20 protein-coding genes are annotated in these 21,442 nt (G+C 49.1%); 7 read left to right on the top strand and 13 right to left on the bottom strand.

Annotated features, from left to right (window positions below; translation table 11 throughout):
- The first annotated feature begins 53 nt into the window (after nt 1-53).
- The gene (locus ACW9SV_RS08835; RefSeq protein WP_479556373.1) at nt 54-935 is read left to right on the top strand and encodes a glycerophosphodiester phosphodiesterase; all 882 of its coding nucleotides are present in this window, start codon (nt 54-56) and stop codon (nt 933-935) included.
- Between the two features lie 172 nt (nt 936-1,107).
- On the opposite strand, the gene ACW9SV_RS08830 is transcribed toward ACW9SV_RS08835, so the two are convergent.
- Entirely contained in the window at nt 1,108-2,250 is a 1,143-nt protein-coding gene (locus tag ACW9SV_RS08830) for a DUF4407 domain-containing protein (RefSeq protein WP_479556372.1), read from the bottom strand.
- 180 nt (nt 2,251-2,430) lie between these two features.
- Nucleotides 2,431-3,090 carry a hypothetical protein gene (locus ACW9SV_RS08825; RefSeq protein ID WP_479556371.1) on the bottom strand — a complete coding sequence of 220 codons (660 nt, stop codon included), beginning with the start codon at nt 3,088-3,090 and terminating at the stop codon, nt 2,431-2,433.
- Between the two features lie 358 nt (nt 3,091-3,448).
- On the opposite strand from ACW9SV_RS08825, the gene ACW9SV_RS08820 reads away from it, so the two are divergent.
- Entirely contained in the window at nt 3,449-4,645 is a 1,197-nt protein-coding gene (locus tag ACW9SV_RS08820; RefSeq protein WP_479556370.1) for a cation:proton antiporter domain-containing protein, read from the top strand.
- A 95-nt stretch (nt 4,646-4,740) separates the two neighbouring features.
- Nucleotides 4,741-5,262 (top strand): hypothetical protein, encoded by a 522-nt coding sequence (locus ACW9SV_RS08815; RefSeq protein WP_479556369.1) that lies wholly within the window; start codon nt 4,741-4,743, stop codon nt 5,260-5,262.
- A 179-nt stretch (nt 5,263-5,441) separates the two neighbouring features.
- On the opposite strand, the gene sdaAA is transcribed toward ACW9SV_RS08815, so the two are convergent.
- A complete protein-coding gene (gene sdaAA, locus ACW9SV_RS08810) occupies nt 5,442-6,347 on the bottom strand; it encodes an L-serine ammonia-lyase, iron-sulfur-dependent, subunit alpha (RefSeq protein ID WP_479556368.1) in 906 nt (301 codons plus the stop codon).
- Nucleotides 6,348-6,570: 223 nt separating this feature from the next.
- Here sdaAA and ACW9SV_RS08805 point away from each other — a divergent pair, with 223 nt between their 5' ends.
- The gene (locus tag ACW9SV_RS08805) at nt 6,571-7,122 is read left to right on the top strand and encodes a Crp/Fnr family transcriptional regulator (RefSeq protein WP_479556367.1); all 552 of its coding nucleotides are present in this window, start codon (nt 6,571-6,573) and stop codon (nt 7,120-7,122) included.
- Nucleotides 7,123-7,189: 67 nt separating this feature from the next.
- Nucleotides 7,190-7,759 carry a DinB family protein gene (locus ACW9SV_RS08800; RefSeq protein WP_479556366.1) on the top strand — a complete coding sequence of 190 codons (570 nt, stop codon included), beginning with the start codon at nt 7,190-7,192 and terminating at the stop codon, nt 7,757-7,759.
- Nucleotides 7,760-7,950: 191 nt separating this feature from the next.
- Here the strand turns inward: ACW9SV_RS08800 and ACW9SV_RS08795 are convergent, their stop codons facing one another.
- The gene (locus tag ACW9SV_RS08795) at nt 7,951-9,381 is read right to left on the bottom strand and encodes a thioredoxin-like domain-containing protein (protein ID WP_479556365.1); all 1,431 of its coding nucleotides are present in this window, start codon (nt 9,379-9,381) and stop codon (nt 7,951-7,953) included.
- Between the two features lie 986 nt (nt 9,382-10,367).
- On the opposite strand from ACW9SV_RS08795, the gene ACW9SV_RS08790 reads away from it, so the two are divergent.
- Both ACW9SV_RS08790 and ACW9SV_RS08785 read left to right on the top strand, forming a co-directional pair.
- Nucleotides 10,368-11,156, top strand: a complete 789-nt coding sequence (locus tag ACW9SV_RS08790) for a phosphatase PAP2 family protein (RefSeq protein WP_479556364.1) — start codon at nt 10,368-10,370, stop codon at nt 11,154-11,156.
- Between the two features lie 38 nt (nt 11,157-11,194).
- Nucleotides 11,195-12,706, top strand: coding sequence for an NAD(P)H-hydrate dehydratase (locus ACW9SV_RS08785; protein ID WP_479556363.1), 1,512 nt, complete (start codon nt 11,195-11,197; stop codon nt 12,704-12,706).
- 84 nt (nt 12,707-12,790) lie between these two features.
- Here the strand turns inward: ACW9SV_RS08785 and ACW9SV_RS08780 are convergent, their stop codons facing one another.
- The 9 genes from ACW9SV_RS08780 to atpB all read right to left on the bottom strand — a co-directional run bounded on the left by ACW9SV_RS08780 (nt 12,791) and on the right by atpB (nt 21,430).
- Nucleotides 12,791-13,639: a UbiA prenyltransferase family protein gene (locus tag ACW9SV_RS08780; RefSeq protein ID WP_479556362.1), complete on the bottom strand. Its 849-nt coding sequence runs from the start codon at nt 13,637-13,639 to the stop codon at nt 12,791-12,793.
- Between the two features lie 171 nt (nt 13,640-13,810).
- Complete coding sequence (locus tag ACW9SV_RS08775) at nt 13,811-14,371, bottom strand: inorganic diphosphatase (RefSeq protein ID WP_479556361.1); 561 nt, start codon at nt 14,369-14,371, stop codon at nt 13,811-13,813.
- Between the two features lie 38 nt (nt 14,372-14,409).
- Nucleotides 14,410-16,077 carry an alkaline phosphatase PafA gene (gene pafA, locus ACW9SV_RS08770; protein WP_479556360.1) on the bottom strand — a complete coding sequence of 556 codons (1,668 nt, stop codon included), beginning with the start codon at nt 16,075-16,077 and terminating at the stop codon, nt 14,410-14,412.
- Between the two features lie 192 nt (nt 16,078-16,269).
- A complete protein-coding gene (atpG, locus tag ACW9SV_RS08765) occupies nt 16,270-17,160 on the bottom strand; it encodes an ATP synthase F1 subunit gamma (protein ID WP_479556359.1) in 891 nt (296 codons plus the stop codon).
- Between the two features lie 72 nt (nt 17,161-17,232).
- The gene (gene atpA / locus ACW9SV_RS08760; protein ID WP_479556358.1) at nt 17,233-18,813 is read right to left on the bottom strand and encodes a F0F1 ATP synthase subunit alpha; all 1,581 of its coding nucleotides are present in this window, start codon (nt 18,811-18,813) and stop codon (nt 17,233-17,235) included.
- 2 nt (nt 18,814-18,815) lie between these two features.
- On the bottom strand, nt 18,816-19,376 hold the full coding sequence (atpH, locus tag ACW9SV_RS08755) for an ATP synthase F1 subunit delta (protein ID WP_479556357.1): 561 nt from the start codon (nt 19,374-19,376) through the stop codon (nt 18,816-18,818).
- A gap of 69 nt (nt 19,377-19,445) precedes the next feature.
- On the bottom strand, nt 19,446-19,940 hold the full coding sequence (locus tag ACW9SV_RS08750) for a F0F1 ATP synthase subunit B (protein ID WP_479556356.1): 495 nt from the start codon (nt 19,938-19,940) through the stop codon (nt 19,446-19,448).
- Nucleotides 19,941-20,063: 123 nt separating this feature from the next.
- The gene (gene atpE, locus ACW9SV_RS08745) at nt 20,064-20,318 is read right to left on the bottom strand and encodes an ATP synthase F0 subunit C (RefSeq protein ID WP_149090276.1); all 255 of its coding nucleotides are present in this window, start codon (nt 20,316-20,318) and stop codon (nt 20,064-20,066) included.
- A gap of 35 nt (nt 20,319-20,353) precedes the next feature.
- Nucleotides 20,354-21,430: a F0F1 ATP synthase subunit A gene (gene atpB, locus ACW9SV_RS08740; protein ID WP_479556355.1), complete on the bottom strand. Its 1,077-nt coding sequence runs from the start codon at nt 21,428-21,430 to the stop codon at nt 20,354-20,356.
- Between the last annotated feature and the right edge of the window lie 12 nt (nt 21,431-21,442).

Here is a 21,442-nt window from a genome sequence, read left to right as displayed (position 1 = left end):
CAAAAACTGTATTATCTTTCAACGCTGAAGCCTATAGATAGGCCAGCGCGTCTATGAGCGAAAGATCAGGTACCGGTAAGATTCAATGGTGGATGAGGCAGGCATCGCTGCCTTTCCTGTTGTTTTTTGTTTGCGCCTGCGGCGATCCTGAAACGCCGGAGAAAGGAATTACCCTAAAAAAGACCGCCCGTAAAGTAAATGTGATCGCGCACCGCGGCGCCTCTGGCCTGGCCCCGGAAAACACCCTGGCCGCCGTGAAAAAGGCCATGGAAACCGACGCCGATTACATTGAGGTAGACGTGCATCAAAGCAAGGACAACGAGGTGGTGGTTATCCATGACCCCACCGTTGACCGCACCACCAACGGCACCGGCCGCGTAGCCGATCTCACCTTGGCGGAACTCAAGAAATTAGACGCGGGCATTAAGCTGGACTCTGCCTTTGCCGGTGCCCGTATTCCTACCCTGGCGCAGGTTTTACGCGCGGTAAAAGGCAAGAAGAAACTGCTGATAGAGTTGAAGAAGGGCGAGGAAGACTACTATCCTGGCCTTGAAGAGAACACCATCCGGATTATCCGGGAAAACCGGGCCGAAGAATGGTGTGTGCTGCAGTCTTTCTACGACCCCATCTTGGAACGCATCTGGAAAGCAGATTTCGTGATTCAGACGCAAAAACTGATTGTGGGCAAGATTCCGTTCCTGCCCATCTTCATTGACCACGAGCTAAAATTTGGGGGCTTTGACCGCTACTCAGAAGCGACCACCATCAATGTGCACCGCTACTTTGCCTCTAAAGCCTTTATCACCTCGCTCCATAACCAAGGCTTTAAAACCTTTATCTGGACCGAAGATGAGCCCAAAAACATCCAGAAGCTTTTTGAGATTGGAGCCGATGGTGTCATGACCAACCACCCGGAACTGATCAAACGGCAGTAATCTGTTTTGAGGCTTTCTTTATGAAATAAGCCTAAAAAGCGGGTAGGGGACAAATGAGATAAAGCGGCTGGTTCTCTTTCAAGCATTGTTTCCTATAAATACCTATAAAACGAGAGCGCCGCTTCTTAGCATAGAAGCGGCGCTCTCGTTTTAAGTTGGAATTACTTTACCACTAGATAGAATCCATGTAGCTTTCTGTTTCGCGGCGGATCTTCTCTTTACCGGTCTTCAGGCGGGCATGGGAGTTGGTACGGGCCAGTTCCAGATCGGTATCAGCGTCTACTTTCACTGTCTCACGGCGGTTATGGCTGTAATGCTCCATTCTGGATTCTTTGCCAGCTTCGTCTATGACTTTGCGAGTGTCGTACTCGCGGCGGCGGTGCTCCAGCTTCTCCAGGCTCTCCAGCTCGGTGGTAGACTCCACATCGCGGAGCAGGTCATCATACGGCCCCCGTTTTGAGATCAGTTTGGTGAAAATAGGGGCAGTCTCTAGACAGATGAACAGGAGCATGATAAAGAAGCTAGGCAGCCAAGGCAGTTTCTGCAAAGCCTCCATGCGGGCCATGATGCCGCCGTAGTTTTCAAACCGGGCTTTCCCTTGGGCAATGGCTTTGTCGCGTTGGGCCGCGAGGGTATCAATGCGTTTCTGGCGCTCGGCAATCAGAAGAGAGGCTTGCTCCTGCAATAACTTCAATTCGGTGTCAATCTTATCGTGCTGGGCTTTCTTCTCCTCAAAGATAGGGCCTCTGCCTATTTTCTTTGTACCGCCGGTTCCGTCGCTCTCGGCGCTCATCTGGGCGTAAAGGGTATCGCGCTGCGCAGACTTAGCCGCCATTTCGGCTTTGATGCGGTCAATATCCTTGCGCACAGAATCGGTCTCGGTGAATTGCTGGTTTATCAGTTTCTGGTGTTCCAGAGCCAACTGGGCCTTCTTCTCTTCCAGCACGCTGTCAATCTCCTTCTGGAAGATGCGCAACTCAAGGGGCTTGGAGATGACAATGGCCAGTACTAACGCCAGCACCAACCTGGGCAGGATCTGCAGGAACTCCTTGCCAAAGTTTCCTTCTTTGCGGATGGTGGAGACAATGAACCGGTCCAGGTTGAAGATCACGGCTCCCCAGAGCAACCCGAACGCCGCCGCTACCGCCACAGAGTCAAACACGGTGTAAAGAGCGTAGCCCCCAGAAAGGGCCGCCAAGACGCCGGTGAACAAGACGGTGGCTCCTATGCTCCCAAATTTGATGTGCTCAGATTTAGGGCATTGGCTAAGAATGTGGTCATCTGCCCCGGCACACCACCAAAAGAAATTTCTCATATAATGCAGAAGCACAGACGCGCCTCTCAAGTTAGAAGTGGATATTTGTTAAACGAAGATGCAGCGGGATTTATATAAGGCTTGGTGAAATTGGATCTATAAAAAACAGAAACCGCCACAAAGCCCTTGCAAGAGCATCTGTGGCGGTAACTTCCTGAAACTTAGATTGGTTCCTGAATGCTATTGATTGTCTTCGTCAAGTTTGTTGTATAGAAGAAGGGTGCCACAGGCACTGGCCAACACCATGCGCATATCCGGGCTCAAGGTGTTCTTCATCCACACTTTTCCGGTGTTGATGGTCTGCACACTGGCTAAAACTTGCCCCTCGCGGGAGAGTTCATACCCCAGTGCGGTCCCGGACGGCAAGGACTTTCCTTCCCATTTGTACAACGGAAGCACTTCAATCTCATAGGTGCCATTGCTGAGTTTACCGGCGAAATTCACCCGCTCCATGTAAGACCCTGGGTCGGCGAGGGACAGCCGCCATTCTCCGCTCTCCGGAGAGTTGAACGCCGCCATCAGGAACTCCCGTTGCTTGTTCAGATTCACCGACCAGCCGCCAGCCTCCGCAGTAGTAGCTTTCAGCATGGCCGCTGCCTGCACAAACCAGGTTTTCTGCTGCACGGTATCTTGGATACCGAAGCTATATTTCTGATACCCCTCAGACACCTGGATCAGGTTGCCTAGGTCGGTGCGCTTGGTCCAGCCTCGTTGGATTTCCTCCAGTTGGTACGTTCCAAACCCGAAGCCCTTCTCCTTGCCTAGTGACAACCTGAAGGCGGAGCGGCCCACTACCGGCATAACCGTGGTGTTTTGCTGCATGCCTTCGCTTACTCTCATATCGGGCACAGAACAACTGAAAAGACCTACTAGTATAGCAGCAATTGAAAAGAAAAACAGGTTTTTAGAACGGATCATAAACATATAAAGGTGTCTTCAATAAACGGGTACAGACATGATTGAAAGCCAGCAAAGGAATATTGTCTTTTCTTCTTCTCACCAGAAGGAAGGGCTAAAAATGAAAAAAAGCTTCTTTGCTCCCAAGATGCCTGCGTATCTTAGTAATGACAAGAAGACCATCAAGAAGGCGTTTACCCCTATGCAGGGTATTCTTGAATGTAGAAGTATTTACAGCCGAAGCCTTCTTTTCTTCTTTCAGAAGCATGCCTTCGTATGATTATTCACCTAAGACTACCGCATGATTTTAGACGCTTATACCTTTCTGATCATCCTTAGCAGCCTTATCGTTCTTTCTTATTTGTTTGATATTGTTGCCAAGCGGTCAAAAGTGCCCTCGGTCATCTTACTGCTTTTCACCGGCATTCTTCTTCAGTTGGCTGCCCGTTATTTCAATGTTGTTTTGCCCGGCCTCCGCAACATTCTGGAGTTGTTTGGCATCATCGGGCTGATTCTGATCGTGCTGGAAGGAGCTTTAGACCTGGAACTGAGACGAGACAAGCTCCCCCTCATCAGAAAGACCCTGCTTACCGCTACCCTTACCCTCCTGCTTACCGCTGCGCTCATTGCCTGGTTTATCAACTTCTGGCTGCAGGTACCCTACCATGTGGCCATCATCAATGCCATACCGCTGGCGGTAATCAGTAGTGCCATTGCCATCCCTAGTGTCAGCAATCTCACGCCGGAGAAAAAGGAATTCATTGTATATGAGGCAACCTTCTCAGACATTATTGGCATTGTGGCCTTTAATTTTGCCGTGCAGAACGAGCAGATTGGCGTGGGTTCATTTGTGGCTTTGGCCTTTGACCTGATCAGCATCTTCCTGATTTCCATTGTTTGCTGCCTTATTCTGCTGTTTTTTGTAGATAAGATCAGGAGTCATATTAAGTTCTTCCTGATCATAGCCCTTTTGATTCTGCTTTACTCGGTAGGCAAGAAACTGCACCTGTCTTCTCTGCTCATGGTGCTGTGCTTTGGTCTTATGCTGAACAATGCCGCCTTGTTTATCAAAGACCGTTTGGCCAAGTACATCAGCCTTAAATCTTTGCAAGCCGAGATTGTGCAGTTGAAGCAGATCAATGGGGAGAGTGCCTTTGTCATCAGAACCTTCTTTTTCCTGCTGTTTGGGTTTTCCATCAACCTGCAGGAGCTTTACCAGCTAGATGTCTGGGTTTTGGGCTTCACTATTTTCTCCATTATCCTGCTGGTGCGGTTTGCCTACCTGCAATACATTGCGCGGGTGCCGCTTATTCCGGAGCTTTTCATTGCGCCAAGAGGCTTGATTACCATTCTGCTTTTCTTCAGCATTCCAGCCCAGTATGACATTGTGGGCATGAACGAAAGCGTGCTCTTCTTTGTGGTTCTGCTGTCCAGTCTGCTCATGATGCTAGGCTTGTTGCTCACCAGAAAAAGCGTAAACGACATTCCAAATTATTAATGGGATTGCAGAAGCAACAGAGAAAGATGGAATGCATTTCACTAGCGTAACATCATAAAATACTGTAGCTTAGCCCCATGAGAAAAGCACTGATAATGATAGCGTTAGGGGTCCTTTGCTCAACGGCGGGCTGGGGCCAGCTTCCTTCTATAGAGGCAGCACCTAGCGCAGATACAAGACCCAGGCCCATTCCCAGACTAGCTGTAGTTTCATCCTATGAGCCGTTGCTGCTGCTGGGTTCTCTAGAGACGGATTTCTTTTCTTTGGTGGTAGACCCTAAGGATATCATTGTTGTAAAATCCTATAAAGACTCCACCATTTTGTCAACCATGGGGCCTGCCGCCAAGAACGGCGTTTTGCTTATTGAGCTTAGAAACAAGAAAACGCTCCTAAACCTGGAGCATGTACTAGACTACTTTCAAGTACCTGAAAATCAGCGGTACTTGCGCGTGTTGTTGAACAAGCAACCTGTAAACCCCAATCGGTTTTTAGCCGATGTTAAAAGAATCACGAAGATTGAAGTAATCACCCAGGACAAAATCAACCCTTTCCGGATCAGTTGGGACGAGAATGAACTGTTCCTGAACATTGTGACCGTTCAACAGGAACAACTTTAATTATGATAGATGTAGGGGCAATCCTTGTGGTTGCCCTTTTTCATTATAACCCACCATGGGCAACCAAAAGGGATTGCCCACAGCTTGAAAAGCCTGATACATAAATCCCTGTTTGAAGCCTATTTTGGAAAAAAGGACTTCAAACAGGGACTCACTCACTCACTCACTCACTCACTCACTCACTCACTGTCTTCATCAGGAAGGATTTCCACGTCTTGCACCAGCACCAAGTTCTCAATCTCACGGCCTTTAGGCGTATTGGCCAAGCCACCTAAGGCAGTTTCTTTGTATTTGGTTTCCATGCTTTGACCTACCTCACCCAAGGCCATCACACACTGATCTACCGGGATGACAGGGTTCACGCCGGCAATGGCAATCTGGGCACTGGAAAACGCGATAGCGGCTGCACTGGCGTTTCGCACGATGCAGGGAACCTCCACCAATCCGGCCACCGGGTCACAGATCAAGCCCAGCATACATTGGATGGTGATGGCTACGGCCGCAAACGTCTGCTCTACGGTACCGCCCAGGCAATAGACAATGGCGCCTGCACCCATGGCGGCGGCGCTTCCGGTTTCGGCCTGGCATCCGCCTACTGCTCCGGCCAGCGAGGCATTGGTTTCAATAATGAGCGCGATACCTGCCGCCACTAACAGACCTTCGTGGACTTTACGGTCACCCAAGTTGTGCAAGCCTTGGATGGTGGTTAAGATGCCCGGCAAGATGCCCGAGGCTCCAGCCGTTGGCGCTGCCACCACCCGGCCCATGCACGAGTTTACTTCCTTGGCTCCCAGGGCTCGGCTAATGAGCTGCTGAAACTCTGGAGACAGCACCGTTACCGGGGCCGCCGCCACTTTCTTGGCACCATTGTTCACCATGCCAGAGCGGGAGGTCATATCTTGGGTGAGGCCGGTTTTCACGGCGTCCTGCATTACTTCATAGGCCCGTTGCAGGCCGTTCCAGATTTCTTCTTCGGTGCGGCCCTTCTGCTCTATCTCATAGGCTAGCACTGGCCTGTACAACGGTTCCCCGGTTGTCTGGCAATGCTGTTCCCAACTCGCGAAATCATTAAAAAGTAACGCCATATCTTATCTGTATCTTCTTACCTGGAAAACTTCTACTTACCTAACCAAAGTTGTCGTTCTTGCCTGCTCAGGGTCTATTTCCAGAGGGTTGAGCCTTTAAAATTACGTGAAAGAAAAGAGAAAACCTGTATCTCTTCTATACGGCAAGAGAAAAAAACCTAACATTAGTTCCTATACTGATTTTCGCTTATTTTTAAGAAAACGGCCCTTAATCCCGCTGCTCATGCTGGCTTCCTTACTCCAACAGGTTCCTCTTTTCACCCCAGATGACATAGAGGCGTTTTTACCTCTATGGAAGAAGCGCTACACCATCAACCGCGGCGATTTTCTGATCAGGGAGGGACAGGTGGAGCAGCATCTGTACTTTGTGGAAAGCGGGGCCTTACGGCTGTACCTGCCCACGCCCGAGGAAGATATCTGCGTTGGGTTTGCCTACCCCAACACCCTTATCACCTCCTTTCCTTCCCTGGTAACACAAACGCCTTCGCTGTACTGCATCCAAGCTCTGCGGAGAAGCGAACTGCAGGCCATTAGTAAAACTGATTTTGACTTGATTCAGGAAAAACGACCGGTATTCGGGAAATTCTGGCGGATGGAGTTGGAGAAGGCCCTAGTAGGAAAGATTGAACGCGAAGTGGACCTGCAGCTTCCTGACCCGAGCCAGCGTCTGGAAAGGTTGCTTCGGCGCAGCCCCCACATTTTTCAGCTGGTGCCTAAGAAGTATATTGCCTCGTACCTGCGCATGACCCCAGAGACCCTGAGCCGCATCATGTAATTCTTGATTTGAATCAAGGTTTTAGAGGAAAGGGGCGTCTACTTTTGGTAAAAAAAAGATAACAGCCATGAACACAACCACTTTCCTTTCCCAACTTCAGCAGCAGGCCCAGGCCCAGCAAGACATGCTCCGTTCAGAGTTCCTTTCTTTAGACGGTGCCACCCTCAACTTCAAACCCCACGCCACTGGTTGGAGCGTGCTGGAATGCGTAGAGCACCTAAACCGCTACAGCCGCTTCTACCTGCCCCATTTTGTAAAGGCGCTTGCCTCGGTGACTCCTCCCCTTGGACCACAGCCTGTTCGATACTCCTGGATGGGCAAAAAGTCTATTGATCTGGTAAACCCCAGCAACGTGAAAAAGCACAAAACGCTAAAGCACATGAACCCGCATAATAGCCAGCTTACCCCAGAGGTGCTGGAGGAGTTCTTACAGCATCAAGAGCACTTGTTACGCCTTTTAGATGCCGCTACCAAAGCCGACCTTAACAAGAAAGTTATTCCAGTGGAGTTCTTTAAGCTGCTTAAGATGCGTTTGGGAGAGGCATTAGAGTTTATCATTCTGCACCAACAACGCCACCTGCAGCAAGCGCAACGGGTGAAAGATCAAGCCCTGCAGCCTATCAGTTTAGTAGTTTGATAGAGAAGAAATGGGCAAATCCAATGCGCCGGCAAGGCTCCCATTCAACTTCAAATCTGTTCCTTTCAAAGGCGCTGCAGCAATTCTTTGATTTCCTATCTTAGGGTTCTCAGATCATGAGAGTTGCTGCAGCGCTTAAAGGTTTTAGAGCTTAGACCACGGAGACTTGGTTTCCGCTATCAAGTAGCAAATTATTCAGCTGGTACTGAGTCTTTAATGGAGACCACCTCCCGCTCACCGGTTTGCAGGTTCACTTTCCAGAGTTCGTGGGCATTGGTATTGGTGATCCAGAGTAGGCCTTGGTGGAAAAGCACATCGTTGGGCTCTGTTAATCCAGCCACTACCGTGCGGATGCGCTCTTTGCCCAAGTTTAATTCTTTAATTTTCCCGTTATAGGTGTCTGCCAGGTAAAGGTTCCCTTTGTGGGCGGTAATGCCCATGCAATGCTGCAGGTACGCCTCGTCAAAGTCACCGTCTTCGTCCCCAAACTCAAAAAGGCCGCGACCGATCAACGTGGTCACCGTTCCTTTGTCTAGGTGCAGGGCACGTACGGCGCTGGCCTCAGGATCGGCTACGTAGAGGGTGCGGTCCAGCAAGGTAAGGCCGCTGGGTTGGTTGAAGGCTGCGGCATGCAGGGTTCCATCGGCTAAGGCTTCTCGTCCGGTGCCTGCAAAACGGTAAGCTTTTCCGTTTTTGAGGTCCATTCGCAAAATCTGGTGGTTTCCGGCACTGGCAATGTAGAGTTGGTTTCCGTCTAAGGCCAAGTCCCACGGGCTGTTGGGGTTGACGGGAACGCCCATATCCTCATGGAAGAAATAGTAGCTCAGTTCTCCCGTCCCGGTCACCGTTTCTACCCGCTTCTGCACTAGATCCACCCTCCGGATGGCATTGTTCTTGGCATCGGCTACGTAAAGAGAATGGCCGTGCAGCGCCAATCCGTGTGGTTCGTTGAATGTGGCTTCTTCAGAGGGACCGTCACCAAAGCCCTGCTGCCCGCTGCCAATTGTCTCCAGCACCTGCCCGGAAACATCCAGCTTTAGCACCCGGTTGTTGCCGCTGTCAGAAAGATAGAGGTGGCCTTCTGGATCAGAAATCACCTTAGAAGGAAACCTCAACACCGATGCTTCTGTAACCTCCCGTTTAAACCGGTAAGGCTCCAGGTTCAGGCGACCCGAAAACGTTTCAATCAAGTCATCCAGGTGCGGCTTGATGATGTCATAAATGCCTTCGCCTGACCGTTGGCCCACTACTTTGCCATCGGGGTCAATAAGGGCTACGGTTGGCCAGGCGTTGACGGCGTATTGTTTCCAGACCTCAAAATCAGCGTCGTTCACGACGGGGTGCTCAATCCCGAACTTTAGAATAGCCTGCCTAATGGCATTCTTGCTTTTCTCGGCATCGAACTTAGCCGAATGCACCCCTATGACCACCAATTCGTTAGGGTACTCTTTTTCCAAGCGTTTTAGGTCTGGCAATATGTGCTGGCAGTTGATGCACCCAAAGGTCCAGAAATCCAACAGAACAATCTTCCCCCGGAAGTCTCTTAGCGTGTAGGAACGATTTGTATTGAGCCAACCGTGGCGGGTGTTTATCTCAGGTGCGTTAACGCGTCCGGTAAGCATAGGCTTTTTGTTTATGTAACAATGACTTAATATAGGATTTAACAAGTTAGCGCCATAACTTTTTTAATAATATCTATCTTATTTTATCTAAGAAAAATTATTGAAGCAGAAACAGCAAGCAGCCTAAAACCCATAATCAACTGATTATTAGATAATAACAGCGTCCTTGCCTTATGTAGCTACCTTGGAATACAACTTAAGCGTGGTAAGTCATTGTGGGCACTTACACCTCTTAGGCAAAGGTGGGCCTCTCATGTATCTCCAAAAACCAGAAAAGACTCTACGGCATTCCTTTTGGTCCTGTTTTTAGAAAATGCTCTATAAATAAAAAAATCCTGCGACTTAGGTCCCAGGACTTATTGAACACGAACGAAAGATTTTAATAAAAATGGTCAAAGCCAAAGCTTGCTTTGGAAGCACGACCCTTTTCTATTACTTACTAAGTTTAGGCAAATCAACCGAAGAAAGCAAAAGCCGCAAAGAGCTAAAATTTACCATTATACAATTATTAATTACCTAACGTTGACATATACTTAATAGACACAACTCATATCTTCCATTTTCACAATTTCGCCAGAAACAAAGGAAGGCACGCTAACAAAATGCCAAATTTGTGTGACGATAATTTTTTAAAGTTTTTTAATGCTGAGCGGATTACCTTTGCGCGCTTTAGATTTCGTGGAGGGTCTTTAGCAGAAAGGAGACGATAAACGGAAGGTTCATGTACTTATCCCCTATTAGTGATCCTTGCTCTGGCGCATTCCTGCATTTTATAACAATTCTTTTCTCCTCGTCTGCAGGCATGTTCTCTAAAATAAGCTCAGTTAATGGGTTCTTTGGCTAAAACTTCTAGGCTATTCTTGCGTTTCTATGCTAGTTTCTGAAAACAGAGCTAAAATCGCCTAGTTGGGTTAAAGAGAAGGGTTGGGGCGATTAAGGCGTATGTACCACTTAAATTTATCACTATACCATAATTTCTACCCAACTTGAACTTCAAACTCTTCCTGTCTACCGCTCTCCTGTGGCTTTCTGTTTCTACAGGAGTTGTAGCCCAGACACCCGTTGCAGACACAACCCAGGCTACTCAATCTGTTTTCGCGCAAAAGCCAGCTGTTTCAGATCAAAAGCCGAAGACCGGTCAATACCTGAAACGCGCAGTCTTGCCTTCCGCTATCCTGATAGCTGCAGGCATTTCCACCATTAAAGGCAACGGCTTCTACAGTAGCTATGACGCCAGCCGAGACGCTAGGCGGGCTTTCCCCAACTTCAGCACCAAGGTAGATGATTACCTGTTTTTTGCGCCCATTGTAGGCCTTTATGGGTTTAACGCCTTCTCTTCAGAAAACAAGCATGATATTAGGCGGCAAACCGGGCTTCTTCTGGTTTCTGGGGCCTTGACCACCTTGGTTGTTTACCCCACCAAGATTTTGACGGGCCAGGAACGCCCTAATGGGTTGCCTAGGGCTTTCCCCTCGGGCCACACGGCATATGCGTTCACCATTGCTACCATTGTAGACAAAGAGTTCAGGGGAAAAAGCAAGTGGATCAGCATTGGCAGCTACACCATCGCCTCGGCTACAGGAGTTATGCGGGTTTTGAACAATGAACACTGGATGGCCGATGTGTTGGCCGGAGCCGGGATAGGCATTTTATCAGTGAATACCGTATATTTTTTGCACGACCGAATTATGCGCAACAAAGGCCTAAACGCCTCTGTCACCCCCACCGTTTTACCCAATGGCCAGTTAGGCTTAGGCATGGGCCTGCAGTTTTAAGCTTCTTTTACCCAAACAGCCCCTTAACAGATTGCTTCATGAAAATACTCACTGCTGCCCAGACCCGCGCCGCCGATGCCTATACCATTGTGCAGGAACCTATCTCCTCCTTGGATCTGATGGAGCGGGCCTCTGGGGCTTTGGTGCAGTGGCTGGAGCAAAAGTACAGTCCCGAAGTTCCTTTTTACATTTTCTGTGGCCCCGGCAACAATGGCGGAGATGGCTTGGCCGTTGCCCGGTTGCTCCACCACGATGGGTATGATGTGCAGGTGTTTATACCTGAAACAGGGCAGGCTTACTCCGCAGACTTCACCCAAAACCTAGAGCGCTTGCCGCAGGCTATCGCGTTAACCAGAATCCAGCAGGTAGAAGCGGCTTCTTTGGCGTTTCTGCCCCATGGCGTGATTTTGGATGGGCTGTTTGGGTCGGGACTTTCCAGGCCGCTGGAAGGGCTGTACGCCCAATTGGTTACTTACCTGAATCAACAGAAAGCCACAATTATCTCTATTGACATTCCCTCGGGTTTGTTCGCCGATACCCCTACCCCCGCAGACAGCGCCGTTATCAGAGCAGATGTTACGCTTACCTTTGAACGGCCAAAACTTGCCTTTTTTCTGCCGGCAGCAGGAGCTTACGTGGGCAACTGGCAAGTGCTGCCTATTGGGCTTCACAAAGAGTTTCTCTCCCAGGTTTCTTCTCCTTACCAGGTGCTTCTGTCAGAGACGATCAAAGGCATCCTGCGCCCTCGATCCAAGTTCTCGCACAAAGGCACCTTTGGGCACGCGCTCTTAGTGGGCGGAAGCTACGGAAAGATGGGGGCCATCACGATGAGCGCCCATGCGGCCTTGCGGTCAGGCGTTGGCCTCCTAACCATGTTGGTTCCACAAACCGGCTACAACATCCTGCAGACGACTGTACCAGAGGCGATGGTCCTGACCGATGACCATGCTCAACACCTCACCCGTTTTCCCGAAGACTTGACCAGATACCAGTGCCTGGGAATAGGACCAGGGCTGGGGCAAGCTGAGGACACACGTCTGGCCTTGGAAAATATGTTTCGGCAAAAGCTTCCGCCCCTGGTTCTGGATGCTGATGCCTTGAACCTCTTAGCCACTGACCGCTTGCTACGCCAGCAGTTGCCCCCTGACTGTATCTTGACGCCGCATCCAAAAGAGTTTGAACGACTCACCGGCCCTGCGACAGATGATTTCCACCGGCTACAGCTCCTTCAAAACTTCTGTGCTGAGCATGCGTGTTACGTGATCTTGAAAGGTGCTCACTCCTGCATCGGAACTCCAACTGGTGAGTTGTACTTCAACACCACCGGTAATCCAGGGATGGCCACAGGTGGGTCCGGGGATGTGCTCACCGGTATCCTGACGGGGCTGCGCGCACAAGGTTACTCGCCTCTGGAGGCTTGCCAGTTGGGGGTTTACTTACACGGTTTGGCCGGAGATTTGGCAGCAGAGGCAGAAGGAGAAGCCTCACTCATTTCTTCAGACTTGTACAAGTACTTAGGAGCCGCTTTTAAAAAACTTATTTACTCCTAAGCAGAATTACCTACCTCCCTGCTTTAGGCTTGCTTTCAGGAAAATTAATGTAAAACAAGGGAAGTGTAAATGGCTTGCTTGTGCCTACATCAGGAACCATACCAACAGGAACTGCGCGAGCATCATGCCATCGGTCAGCAGCATGAAATAGTATTGGGAGCGGTATTCATGGGCATTCCAGATTACCAAGGCGGCCGCTACCCCTGAGGCTGCCAACGCTACCCGCATATGAAGCTCAGTACCAGCAGGCACTAACACAGCGAAGAGCAACAGCATACCTAGCCCTAACTTTTTGGTATTTTGCACTCCCCATTTGGTTGGGAAAGTTACGGTCTCGGTTAGTTTGTCTTTGTGCACGTCGCGTATGTCAAACACCAGTGTGAGGGAGAACAAGAAGAGAAAACGCCGAAAAAAAAGGATCAGGCTCTCAGAGGAAAACAGGTCTCGGTCAACTTCCATGAGGGGCAACTGCACCGTGATCGCAGACCACACATAAGCAATGAGAAATACCTTTAGCAGCGGTATATCGCGCAGCGGGATGTAGCGTTCGCCCTCTGGCACCACTGGCACCGAGTACAATCCGGCTACCACCATCAGGTGCAGCAGAAACCAGAAGTTCAGCTCAAAGATGGCAGTCCAGTACAGGAAGACGGCGCATAAAACGCTAGCCACCGAGATAAAAATCAGTTCCAGTTTGTTTGCTTTCACCCACTGGGTACGGGGCGTAAGCGGAACCTCTTGGTTGAACTTGTAGGGCACCAAGCTGTCTGCATTGTACACGAAAAGGGTCGCGAAGAAGACAATCCCGCCTAGGCGCAAAGAAATAGGAATCCCACTCAGCAGATAAGTTTCCCAGACTAGCGCGGCCGCGCACACTGAGATGAAAATATTGCTGTACAGAATAAAATCAAGGATTTTACGGGGGGCCCTCATACTTCTTCTTGGTCAACGGCTTTCTTCACCATTCCCAGACAAAGTACGTCTGCGGGAAACATAGGTGCAACACTATTCTTAGGTTTCTGTCACCGCTGATTACCGGGGGAAAAAAGAAGCGCCGCTTTCCTATACGGAAAGCGGCGCTTTTCATTGAATCTTTTTGAGTTCTTAGCTTTCAGATCTGAAAGTAGTGTTATACAATTCAATGCTTTGCTCAATGATTCTGTAAGCATCTTCGCGGCCCAAGAAGTTTTCCACTACTACTTCTTTGTTTTCCAGCTTTTTGTAGTCTTCGAAAAAGCGCTGGATTTCCAGAAGTGTATGCGGCGGCAACTCTGAAATGTCATTGATGTGCTTTACAGACATGTCGTTGGCAGCCACGGCAATGATCTTATCATCTTCCTCGTTGTTGTCAATCATCTGCATCACGCCAATTACTTTGGCATCAATGAGACACATAGGGGCTACGTCAATAGAGCAAAGCACCAGAATATCCAAGGGGTCTTTGTCATCGCAGTAAGTTTGCGGAATGAAGCCGTAGTTGGCCGGGTAATGCACGGCAGAGAACAACACGCGGTCTAATTTCAACAACCCGCTTTCTTTGTCTAATTCGTACTTCGCTTTAGAACCTTTCGGGATCTCAATAATACCGGTTACCACATTAGGGGCTTCTTCACCGTAATGTACATCATGCCAAGGATTGCTGGCGTTTTTCGTAGTTTCTAACATCTTACTTTCTGTATCTATTTTATTTCTCGGCGGATGGTTTACCGCACATATTCAAATAAGGCGCGCCCCGTGGTTCCGTTTGGTTCCTGTATGCGTAGCCAGGCAGCAATACTAGGCGCAATATCGGTAATTTCTGTATGCACGGTAGACTCTCCGGCCGGAATCTGCCATCCATACCATAAAAGCGGAATATGCGTGTCATATGACCACGGGCTACCATGTGTGGTCCCCTTGGCTGGTCCTCGTCCGTAGTTCTCGTACCACCCCGGCTGTAGCATCACCATCACATCTCCTGAACGGTAAGGCATATAACCATTTTCTACCAACATGCCTACTCCTTTGGACCAATGGGCTTTCATCAGCGCGTCGGCGGTGAAAGAGCGCATCACTCCTGGGAAACGCTGCATGAAACGGGCTGTTTCTTCCTGCAATGCTACCAGATCGGCTTTCTTGCTTTCGATCACGGCATGGTTGAAGTAGATCTGCTGGTTCATGAACGAACTCACCCACTCTGCCGCCCCGAAGGTACGATTCAGGTGCTTTTTAAGCGAATCGGTCATGATCCCGTTGTTGGTGTTCCCCGCCGGAATACGAAGTTGCTGCAAATAAGTTGGGTTATGCGCGGCCCCATGGTCGGCGGTAAGAAAAATCAACACATTTTCTTTTCCTAGTTGCTTATCCAGAAAGGTCAGGAAATCGGCTAAGTCCTGGTCTAAGCGTAGGTACGTATCTTCTACTTCAATGGAGTTAGGGCCAAACTGGTGCCCTACGTAGTCTGGGGTAGAGAAGCTCACGGCCAGGAAATCGGTCACGGTGTTCTTGCCCAGGTTCTCTGCCAGAATAGCTTCCTTCGCGAACTCTTTGGTGTAGGTATTTCCGGCGGGAATGCTCCGTAGCAAGTCAAACGTCTTGCCTCTGTACGCCGGAATGTTGTGCGGGAAAACAGGTGCTGCCTCGCCGGTGAATGTTCCCTCAAATGGTTGGTTATCGGCGGTGCTCTCCGTGTACTGCGCAATCGGGAGCAAGGTATTCCAAGGCTGGCTCAGGTACTGGTTTGGCAACTTTCGTCCGTTGAAAGCTTGCACCCAGGCAGGCAGCTCTTTCATGTAGTACGTGCTGGAGATCATGTTGCCGTTGCTTCCGTCAAACCAGTAAGCGGCATCAGCGGCGTGCCCGGCTGGCAGAATAGAACCTCGGTCTTTCAAACTAAGCCCAATTACTTTGCTTTTCTGGTTTGTGGCCAGTTTTAGTTCATCGGTGATGGTGGAGGAAAGCATGTTCACCGGTGACATCTGCCCGGCGGCGGAGGTACTGCCCACCGTTTGTACCGCTTTATCTTCTGCGCAGTAGATGTTGCGGCCCGTAGTGCGGTTGTACCAGTCATTCCCCACAATGCCGTGCATGGCAGGCGTAGTGCCGGTGTATATAGACGCATGGCCCGGACCAGTATAGGTAGGAACGTAGTTGTAGTGATTGTTCCGGAAATTGAAACCTTCGCCCATCAGGCGTTTAAAGCCTCCTTTTGAATATTTGTCCCAATAACGGTAGAGGTAATCATAGCGCATCTGGTCTACTACAATGCCTATGACCAACTTCGGTTTGTCGGGTCCTTTTGTCTTGGATTTCTTCTTCTGGGCCGATACTGGAAAACTTCCCATTAGCAGCACCAACAGCAGCATCCAACTACAAATCACTCCTTTTCTCATTCCTTTAAACTTCTGATTATCTTTTCAGGCTTTCTTTATTAAAATGCCCTTAAAACGTAAAGATAGTTGATAAATGCTTTGATTAGCTTTTACTGAAAACAGGCCAAAAATATAATCTACCCGTAACATACCCCTACAAAAGCAAAGCGCCCATTGAAAAATGGGCGCTTTGTGAAAGAGGAATTGGAAAAATTATCTTCCAGCTGCCAGCGCTTCGGCACCACCCACAATCTCAAGGATCTCGGTGGTAATAGCTGCCTGGCGGGTTCTGTTATAGGTAAGTTTCAATTGCTTCAACAGTTCACCGGCGTTTTCAGTGGCTTTGTCCATGGCCGTCATCCGGGCACCGTGCTCCGAAGCATTGGATTCCAATACGGCCTTGTACACCTGAATCTTCAAAGACTTAGGGATCAGTTGCTCAATGATCTCTTCTTTGGAAGGCTCAAAGATGTAGTCCAGATTGGTATTGGTGTTAGCCTGCTCGTTGGTGTTCTCCTGGATAGGCAGGAACTGCTCCGTGCGGATGATTTGTGTGGCAACGTTTCTAAACTCATTGTACACAATATCCACTTGGTCGTACTGGCCTGTGCGGAAGCCTTCCATGGCTTGCTCAGCGGCTACGCGTACGGTTTCAAAAGACAGGTTACCAAATACGGTGGTATAGTCACCGGCCAACGGCATGTTGCGCTTATTGAAATATTCGTGGCCTTTTTTACCAATGGCCATGATCTCAATGTTGCCGGCAGCAGCCTGGGCACTGTAACGCTCGTTGATGAGGTTGTGCACAGCTTTCATCACGTTAGAGTTGAAAGCACCGCATAGACCACGGTCTGAGGTAACAGCAATAATCAACACCCGCTGCACATCACGCTTTTGTGAATACACATTCTCTCCGGCCTCTCCGCTTACTTGTGAAAGGTTAGACAAAATGCTGTTCAAGCGCTGGGCATACGGACGCATGCGCATGATATTGTCCTGGGCTCGGCGCAGTTTTGCCGCCGCCACCATTTTCATGGCTTTGGTGATCTGCTGCGTAGATCCTACAGAAACAATGCGGTTACGTACTTCTTTTAAACTTGCCATTTAGTTGCGTCAAGTATAAACAGAGAAAAAAGAGCATGCGTGTGACCGCTATGCTCTTCTTCTGTTGATTAATTATTTACGATATCTGGCTGTGAGGTCGCGCGCTACTTGCTTCAGCGTGTCGGTCACATTATCATCAATCTTACCTGCTCTCAGCGCATCCAGAACCGGACGGTGCTGCGCGTTCAAAGTCATGGTGAAGTCTTTCTCAAACTGACGCACCTGGTTTACTGGAACGTCATCAATCAGACCATTGGTACAGCAGTAGATCATAGCTACTTGGTCTTCTACCGCTACCGGAGAGAACTGAGGCTGCTTCAATACTTCTAAGTTTCTACGGCCACGCTCAATAGTAAGCTTAGTAGCGGCATCCAGGTCAGAACCGAATTTTGCGAAGGCTTCCAATTCACGGAACTGCGCTTGGTCCAGTTTCAAGGTACCGGCCACTTTCTTCATAGACTTGATCTGAGCAGAACCACCCACACGAGATACAGAGATACCTACGTTGATGGCCGGACGGATACCAGAGTTGAACAGGTTAGTTTCCAAGAAGATCTGACCATCGGTGATAGAGATCACGTTGGTTGGGATATACGCAGAAACGTCACCAGCCTGCGTCTCAATGATTGGAAGAGCGGTCAAAGAACCACCACCTTTCACTAAGTGACGGATAGACTCTGGCAAGTCGTTCATGTCTTGCGCGATAGAGTCAGAAGCGTTGATCTTAGCCGCACGCTCTAACAAACGGGAGTGCAGATAGAATACGTCACCTGGGTACGCCTCACGTCCTGGCGGACGACGAAGCAACAAAGACACCTCACGGTAAGCAACGGCTTGTTTAGACAAGTCATCATATACTACCAGTGCAGGACGTCCGGTGTCACGGAAGAACTCGCCAATAGCAGCACCAGTGAACGGCGCGTAGAACTGCATTGGAGCAGGGTCAGCCGCAGGAGCAGCTACAACCACGGTGTATCGCATAGCGCCACCAGCTTGTAGTGCATTCACGATCTGCGCAACGGTAGAGGCTTTCTGTCCAATGGCTACGTAAATACAGTATACCGGCTCGCCACGGTCAAAGAACTCACCTTGGTTGATGATGGTATCAATCGCCACGGCAGTTTTACCTGTCTGACGGTCACCGATGATCAACTCACGCTGGCCACGGCCAATCGGAATCATAGAGTCAATCGCTTTGATACCAGTTTGCATCGGCTCATTTACCGGCTGACGGTAGATAACGCCTGGTGCTTTTCTTTCAATTGGCATTTCGTACAGCTCACCCACTAATGGGCCGTTACCGTCGATTGGCTGACCAAGGGTATTCACCACGCGGCCTACCATGCCATCACCTACGCGAACGGAGGCAATTTTATTTGTTTTCTTAACTGTGTCGCCTTCTTTGATGTCGCTCCAGTCACCCAACAATACCGCACCCACATTGTCTTCCTCAAGGTTAAGAACAAGGGCTTGCAGACCATTTTCGAACTCTAACAACTCACCAGACTGTGCCTTGGATAAGCCGTAGATACGAGCAACACCGTCACCCACTTGCAGAACCGTACCAACTTCTTCTAGTTCAGCTTCTGTTCTGAAGTTTGACAGCTGTTCTCTTAAAATCGCTGATACTTCATCAGGTCTAACTTCTGCCATGATTATAGTTTAGTAATGTATGGATTTTCTTTAAACTTGTTTTTCAATTTCTGCACGTTGGTTCTCACCGTGTTATCAATCTGCTGATCGCCAATGCGCAGTACGTACCCACCCACAACGGCTGGGTTTACCACTTCTTGCAACTCTACCCGCATGCCTCCGGTGCGTTCCACCACCATTTGCTGGAAAGTGGCCCGAAGCTCTGGGGTAAGCGGCACGGCAGTAGTCACCGTTGCTTTCTGAATTCCGCTGATCAGGTTGTATTGTTTTACAAACTCAGTAGCTACTGACTCCAAAATAGCCTCACGGTTCTTTTGGGTGATGATCCGGAAAAAGGCCATGGTCAACTCACTCATGCTGCCCCCGAAAACGGAGTTAAGAATGGCGAGCTTTTTATCATGCTTTATAATCGGGTTGCGCAGTACCAGGCTCAGGTCACGGCTTCCGTTCAGGGTCTTGGTGAAGGAAAGCATATCTGCATACACTTTCTCCAGGGAGCCCTGCTCTTGGGACAGCTCTAGAAGAGACTTGGCGTACCGCGAGGCAACTCTTTCGTCTGACATTTTTTTCTTTTGCGTGTTTTAAAACGATTCGCTTCCTTTTCCGGGGCGGGAAGCCGCTCGCCGTCCGTTCTAGCTAAGGTGCGTGTCTTGCAGATAGCTTTGCACTAAAGCACGTTGCGCCTGCTCGTCTTGCAACTCACGTCTGATTAGTTTCTCTGCGATGTCAATAGACAAGGTAGCCGCCAGGTTTTTCACCTCGGTCAAAGCCGCCTTTTTCTCATTCTGAATTGACAAACGGGCTTGCTCAATCATGCGGTTGCCTTCTTCATTGGCTTTGGCACGGGCGCCTTCCACCAAGTTGTTAGCAGCCTCAGTAGCTTCTTTCAAGATACGCTCGCGCTCGGCACGGGCTTCGTTCAAAAGACGCTCATTGTCTGCTTTCAAAGACTGCATCTCTAACTTGGCTTTTTCAGCCATGCTCAGGGCAGCATCAATATTGTCTTCACGCTCACGAAGCGCCTTCATGATAGGCTTCCAGGCAAACCTTGACAACAGGAAAAGAACCACCAAAAAGGTGATGGTCTGCCAGAAAAGCAATCCGATACCAGGAGTTACTAATTGCATTTTGTTTCTTTTATAATTGGGCTGAAGGATTCTCCTTCTCTCAAAACTATGAACTCTACTTACTGTTATTGCGCCTCCCTATCCTGACCAATCGTCAGGAAGGGAAACGCAACAAATGCATTCTTAGCGAATGAATGAAATCAGAAGGCAAACTACCACCCCAAACAGGGCAACACCTTCAATAAGGGCAGAAGCGATAATCATCGCAGTCTGGATTTGTCCACCAGCCTCTGGCTGTCTAGCAATAGATTCCATGGCAGAGCCACCGATTCTACCGATACCAAGACCAGCACCAAGAGCTACTAATCCAGCGCCGATACCAGCACCCATAATAGCATAACCAGTTCCCAGGGTCAATTCAAGCAATAATGCTAACATAAAAGTAGATATATATAGTTAAAAAAGAATTCTTATTAATGGTGAGCTTTTACAGCGTGAGGCGCATCACCAAACCCCATGTCATCATGATGGTCATGCTCTTCTACCGCGCCACCGAAGTACATGGCAGAAAGCAAGGTAAAGATGTAAGCCTGCAACAGTGCCACGAACAACTCAAGGAAGTTCATGAAAGTGGCAAATGCCACGCTCAACGGCCCAATAGCAATGCTTTGGAAGATAAAGATCAAGCTGAACAAGCTCAGGATGATAATGTGACCAGCGGTAATGTTGGCAAAAAGACGAACCATCAGAGAGAAAGGCTTGGTGAAGATACCAATCAATTCTACTGGGATCATAATAGGAGCCAACCACTTAGGAACACCTGGAGTAGCAAAAATGTGCCCCCAGTAAGATTTGTTTCCGTTGAAAACGGTCAAGATCAGCGTTAGAATAGCCAACACCAAAGTAACTGCGATGTTACCGGTAAGGTTAGCACCGCCTGGCATCAAGCCTAACAAGTTGTTGAACCAGATAAAGAAGAATACGGTCAACAGGTAAGGCATAAAGCGCTCGTACTTAGGACCAATGTTGGTCTTGGCAATATCATCTCTAATAAAGACAATGATTGGCTCAAAGAAAGACTGCATTCCTCTTGGCGCCCGGCCACGGTTCTTTTTGTAAGCACTGGCAATAGACAGGAACACCAGAAACAACAAGGCCACACTCAAAAACAGAGAAGCTACGTTCTTAGTGATAGAAAGGTCAAGTGGCGCAGCATGCTCTTCTTCACCTTTAGCGTTTACCTGAACACGAGGCTCACCTTCTTCATTGGCATAGTAAATATGCCCGTGCTCCATCACATACCCTTTGTAAGGCTGCAACTCGTGGTTTTCATTATAGAAATTACTAGACGAGAAAACATCTAACCCGTTCTCTCCATATAAAATTACTGGCAAAGGCAACACCACACCATCTGCAAAATGCCAGGTATAATCATCGCCAATGTGGTGGGAGATCATCTCACCAGGATTAAATTCTGCACCTTCGGCCGATTCTGCTGCCTGAGCCGAAAATGTAAGAATTGCAAACAGAAATACGAGTATCTTCTTCATTAAGAGCTAATT

The organism is Rufibacter sp. JT20002, assembly GCF_056491185.1.
This window is presented reverse-complemented; position numbering and strand designations above follow the sequence as displayed.

What these genes read in the sequence shown, in the direction of transcription:
- ACW9SV_RS08835 (WP_479556373.1), top strand. Translation starts at nt 54, where the DNA reads ATGAGCGAAAGATCAGGTACCGGTAAGATTCAATGGTGGATGAGGCAG.
- ACW9SV_RS08830 (WP_479556372.1), bottom strand. Translation starts at nt 2,250, where the DNA reads ATGAGAAATTTCTTTTGGTGGTGTGCCGGGGCAGATGACCACATTCTT.
- ACW9SV_RS08825 (WP_479556371.1), bottom strand. Translation starts at nt 3,090, where the DNA reads ATGAGAGTAAGCGAAGGCATGCAGCAAAACACCACGGTTATGCCGGTA.
- ACW9SV_RS08820 (WP_479556370.1), top strand. Translation starts at nt 3,449, where the DNA reads ATGATTTTAGACGCTTATACCTTTCTGATCATCCTTAGCAGCCTTATC.
- ACW9SV_RS08815 (WP_479556369.1), top strand. Translation starts at nt 4,741, where the DNA reads ATGATAGCGTTAGGGGTCCTTTGCTCAACGGCGGGCTGGGGCCAGCTT.
- sdaAA (WP_479556368.1), bottom strand. Translation starts at nt 6,347, where the DNA reads ATGGCGTTACTTTTTAATGATTTCGCGAGTTGGGAACAGCATTGCCAG.
- ACW9SV_RS08805 (WP_479556367.1), top strand. Translation starts at nt 6,571, where the DNA reads ATGCTGGCTTCCTTACTCCAACAGGTTCCTCTTTTCACCCCAGATGAC.
- ACW9SV_RS08800 (WP_479556366.1), top strand. Translation starts at nt 7,190, where the DNA reads ATGAACACAACCACTTTCCTTTCCCAACTTCAGCAGCAGGCCCAGGCC.
- ACW9SV_RS08795 (WP_479556365.1), bottom strand. Translation starts at nt 9,381, where the DNA reads ATGCTTACCGGACGCGTTAACGCACCTGAGATAAACACCCGCCACGGT.
- ACW9SV_RS08785 (WP_479556363.1), top strand. Translation starts at nt 11,195, where the DNA reads ATGAAAATACTCACTGCTGCCCAGACCCGCGCCGCCGATGCCTATACC.
- ACW9SV_RS08780 (WP_479556362.1), bottom strand. Translation starts at nt 13,639, where the DNA reads ATGAGGGCCCCCCGTAAAATCCTTGATTTTATTCTGTACAGCAATATT.
- ACW9SV_RS08775 (WP_479556361.1), bottom strand. Translation starts at nt 14,371, where the DNA reads ATGTTAGAAACTACGAAAAACGCCAGCAATCCTTGGCATGATGTACAT.
- pafA (WP_479556360.1), bottom strand. Translation starts at nt 16,077, where the DNA reads ATGAGAAAAGGAGTGATTTGTAGTTGGATGCTGCTGTTGGTGCTGCTA.
- atpG (WP_479556359.1), bottom strand. Translation starts at nt 17,160, where the DNA reads ATGGCAAGTTTAAAAGAAGTACGTAACCGCATTGTTTCTGTAGGATCT.
- atpA (WP_479556358.1), bottom strand. Translation starts at nt 18,813, where the DNA reads ATGGCAGAAGTTAGACCTGATGAAGTATCAGCGATTTTAAGAGAACAG.
- atpH (WP_479556357.1), bottom strand. Translation starts at nt 19,376, where the DNA reads ATGTCAGACGAAAGAGTTGCCTCGCGGTACGCCAAGTCTCTTCTAGAG.
- ACW9SV_RS08750 (WP_479556356.1), bottom strand. Translation starts at nt 19,940, where the DNA reads ATGCAATTAGTAACTCCTGGTATCGGATTGCTTTTCTGGCAGACCATC.
- atpE (WP_149090276.1), bottom strand. Translation starts at nt 20,318, where the DNA reads ATGTTAGCATTATTGCTTGAATTGACCCTGGGAACTGGTTATGCTATT.
- atpB (WP_479556355.1), bottom strand. Translation starts at nt 21,430, where the DNA reads ATGAAGAAGATACTCGTATTTCTGTTTGCAATTCTTACATTTTCGGCT.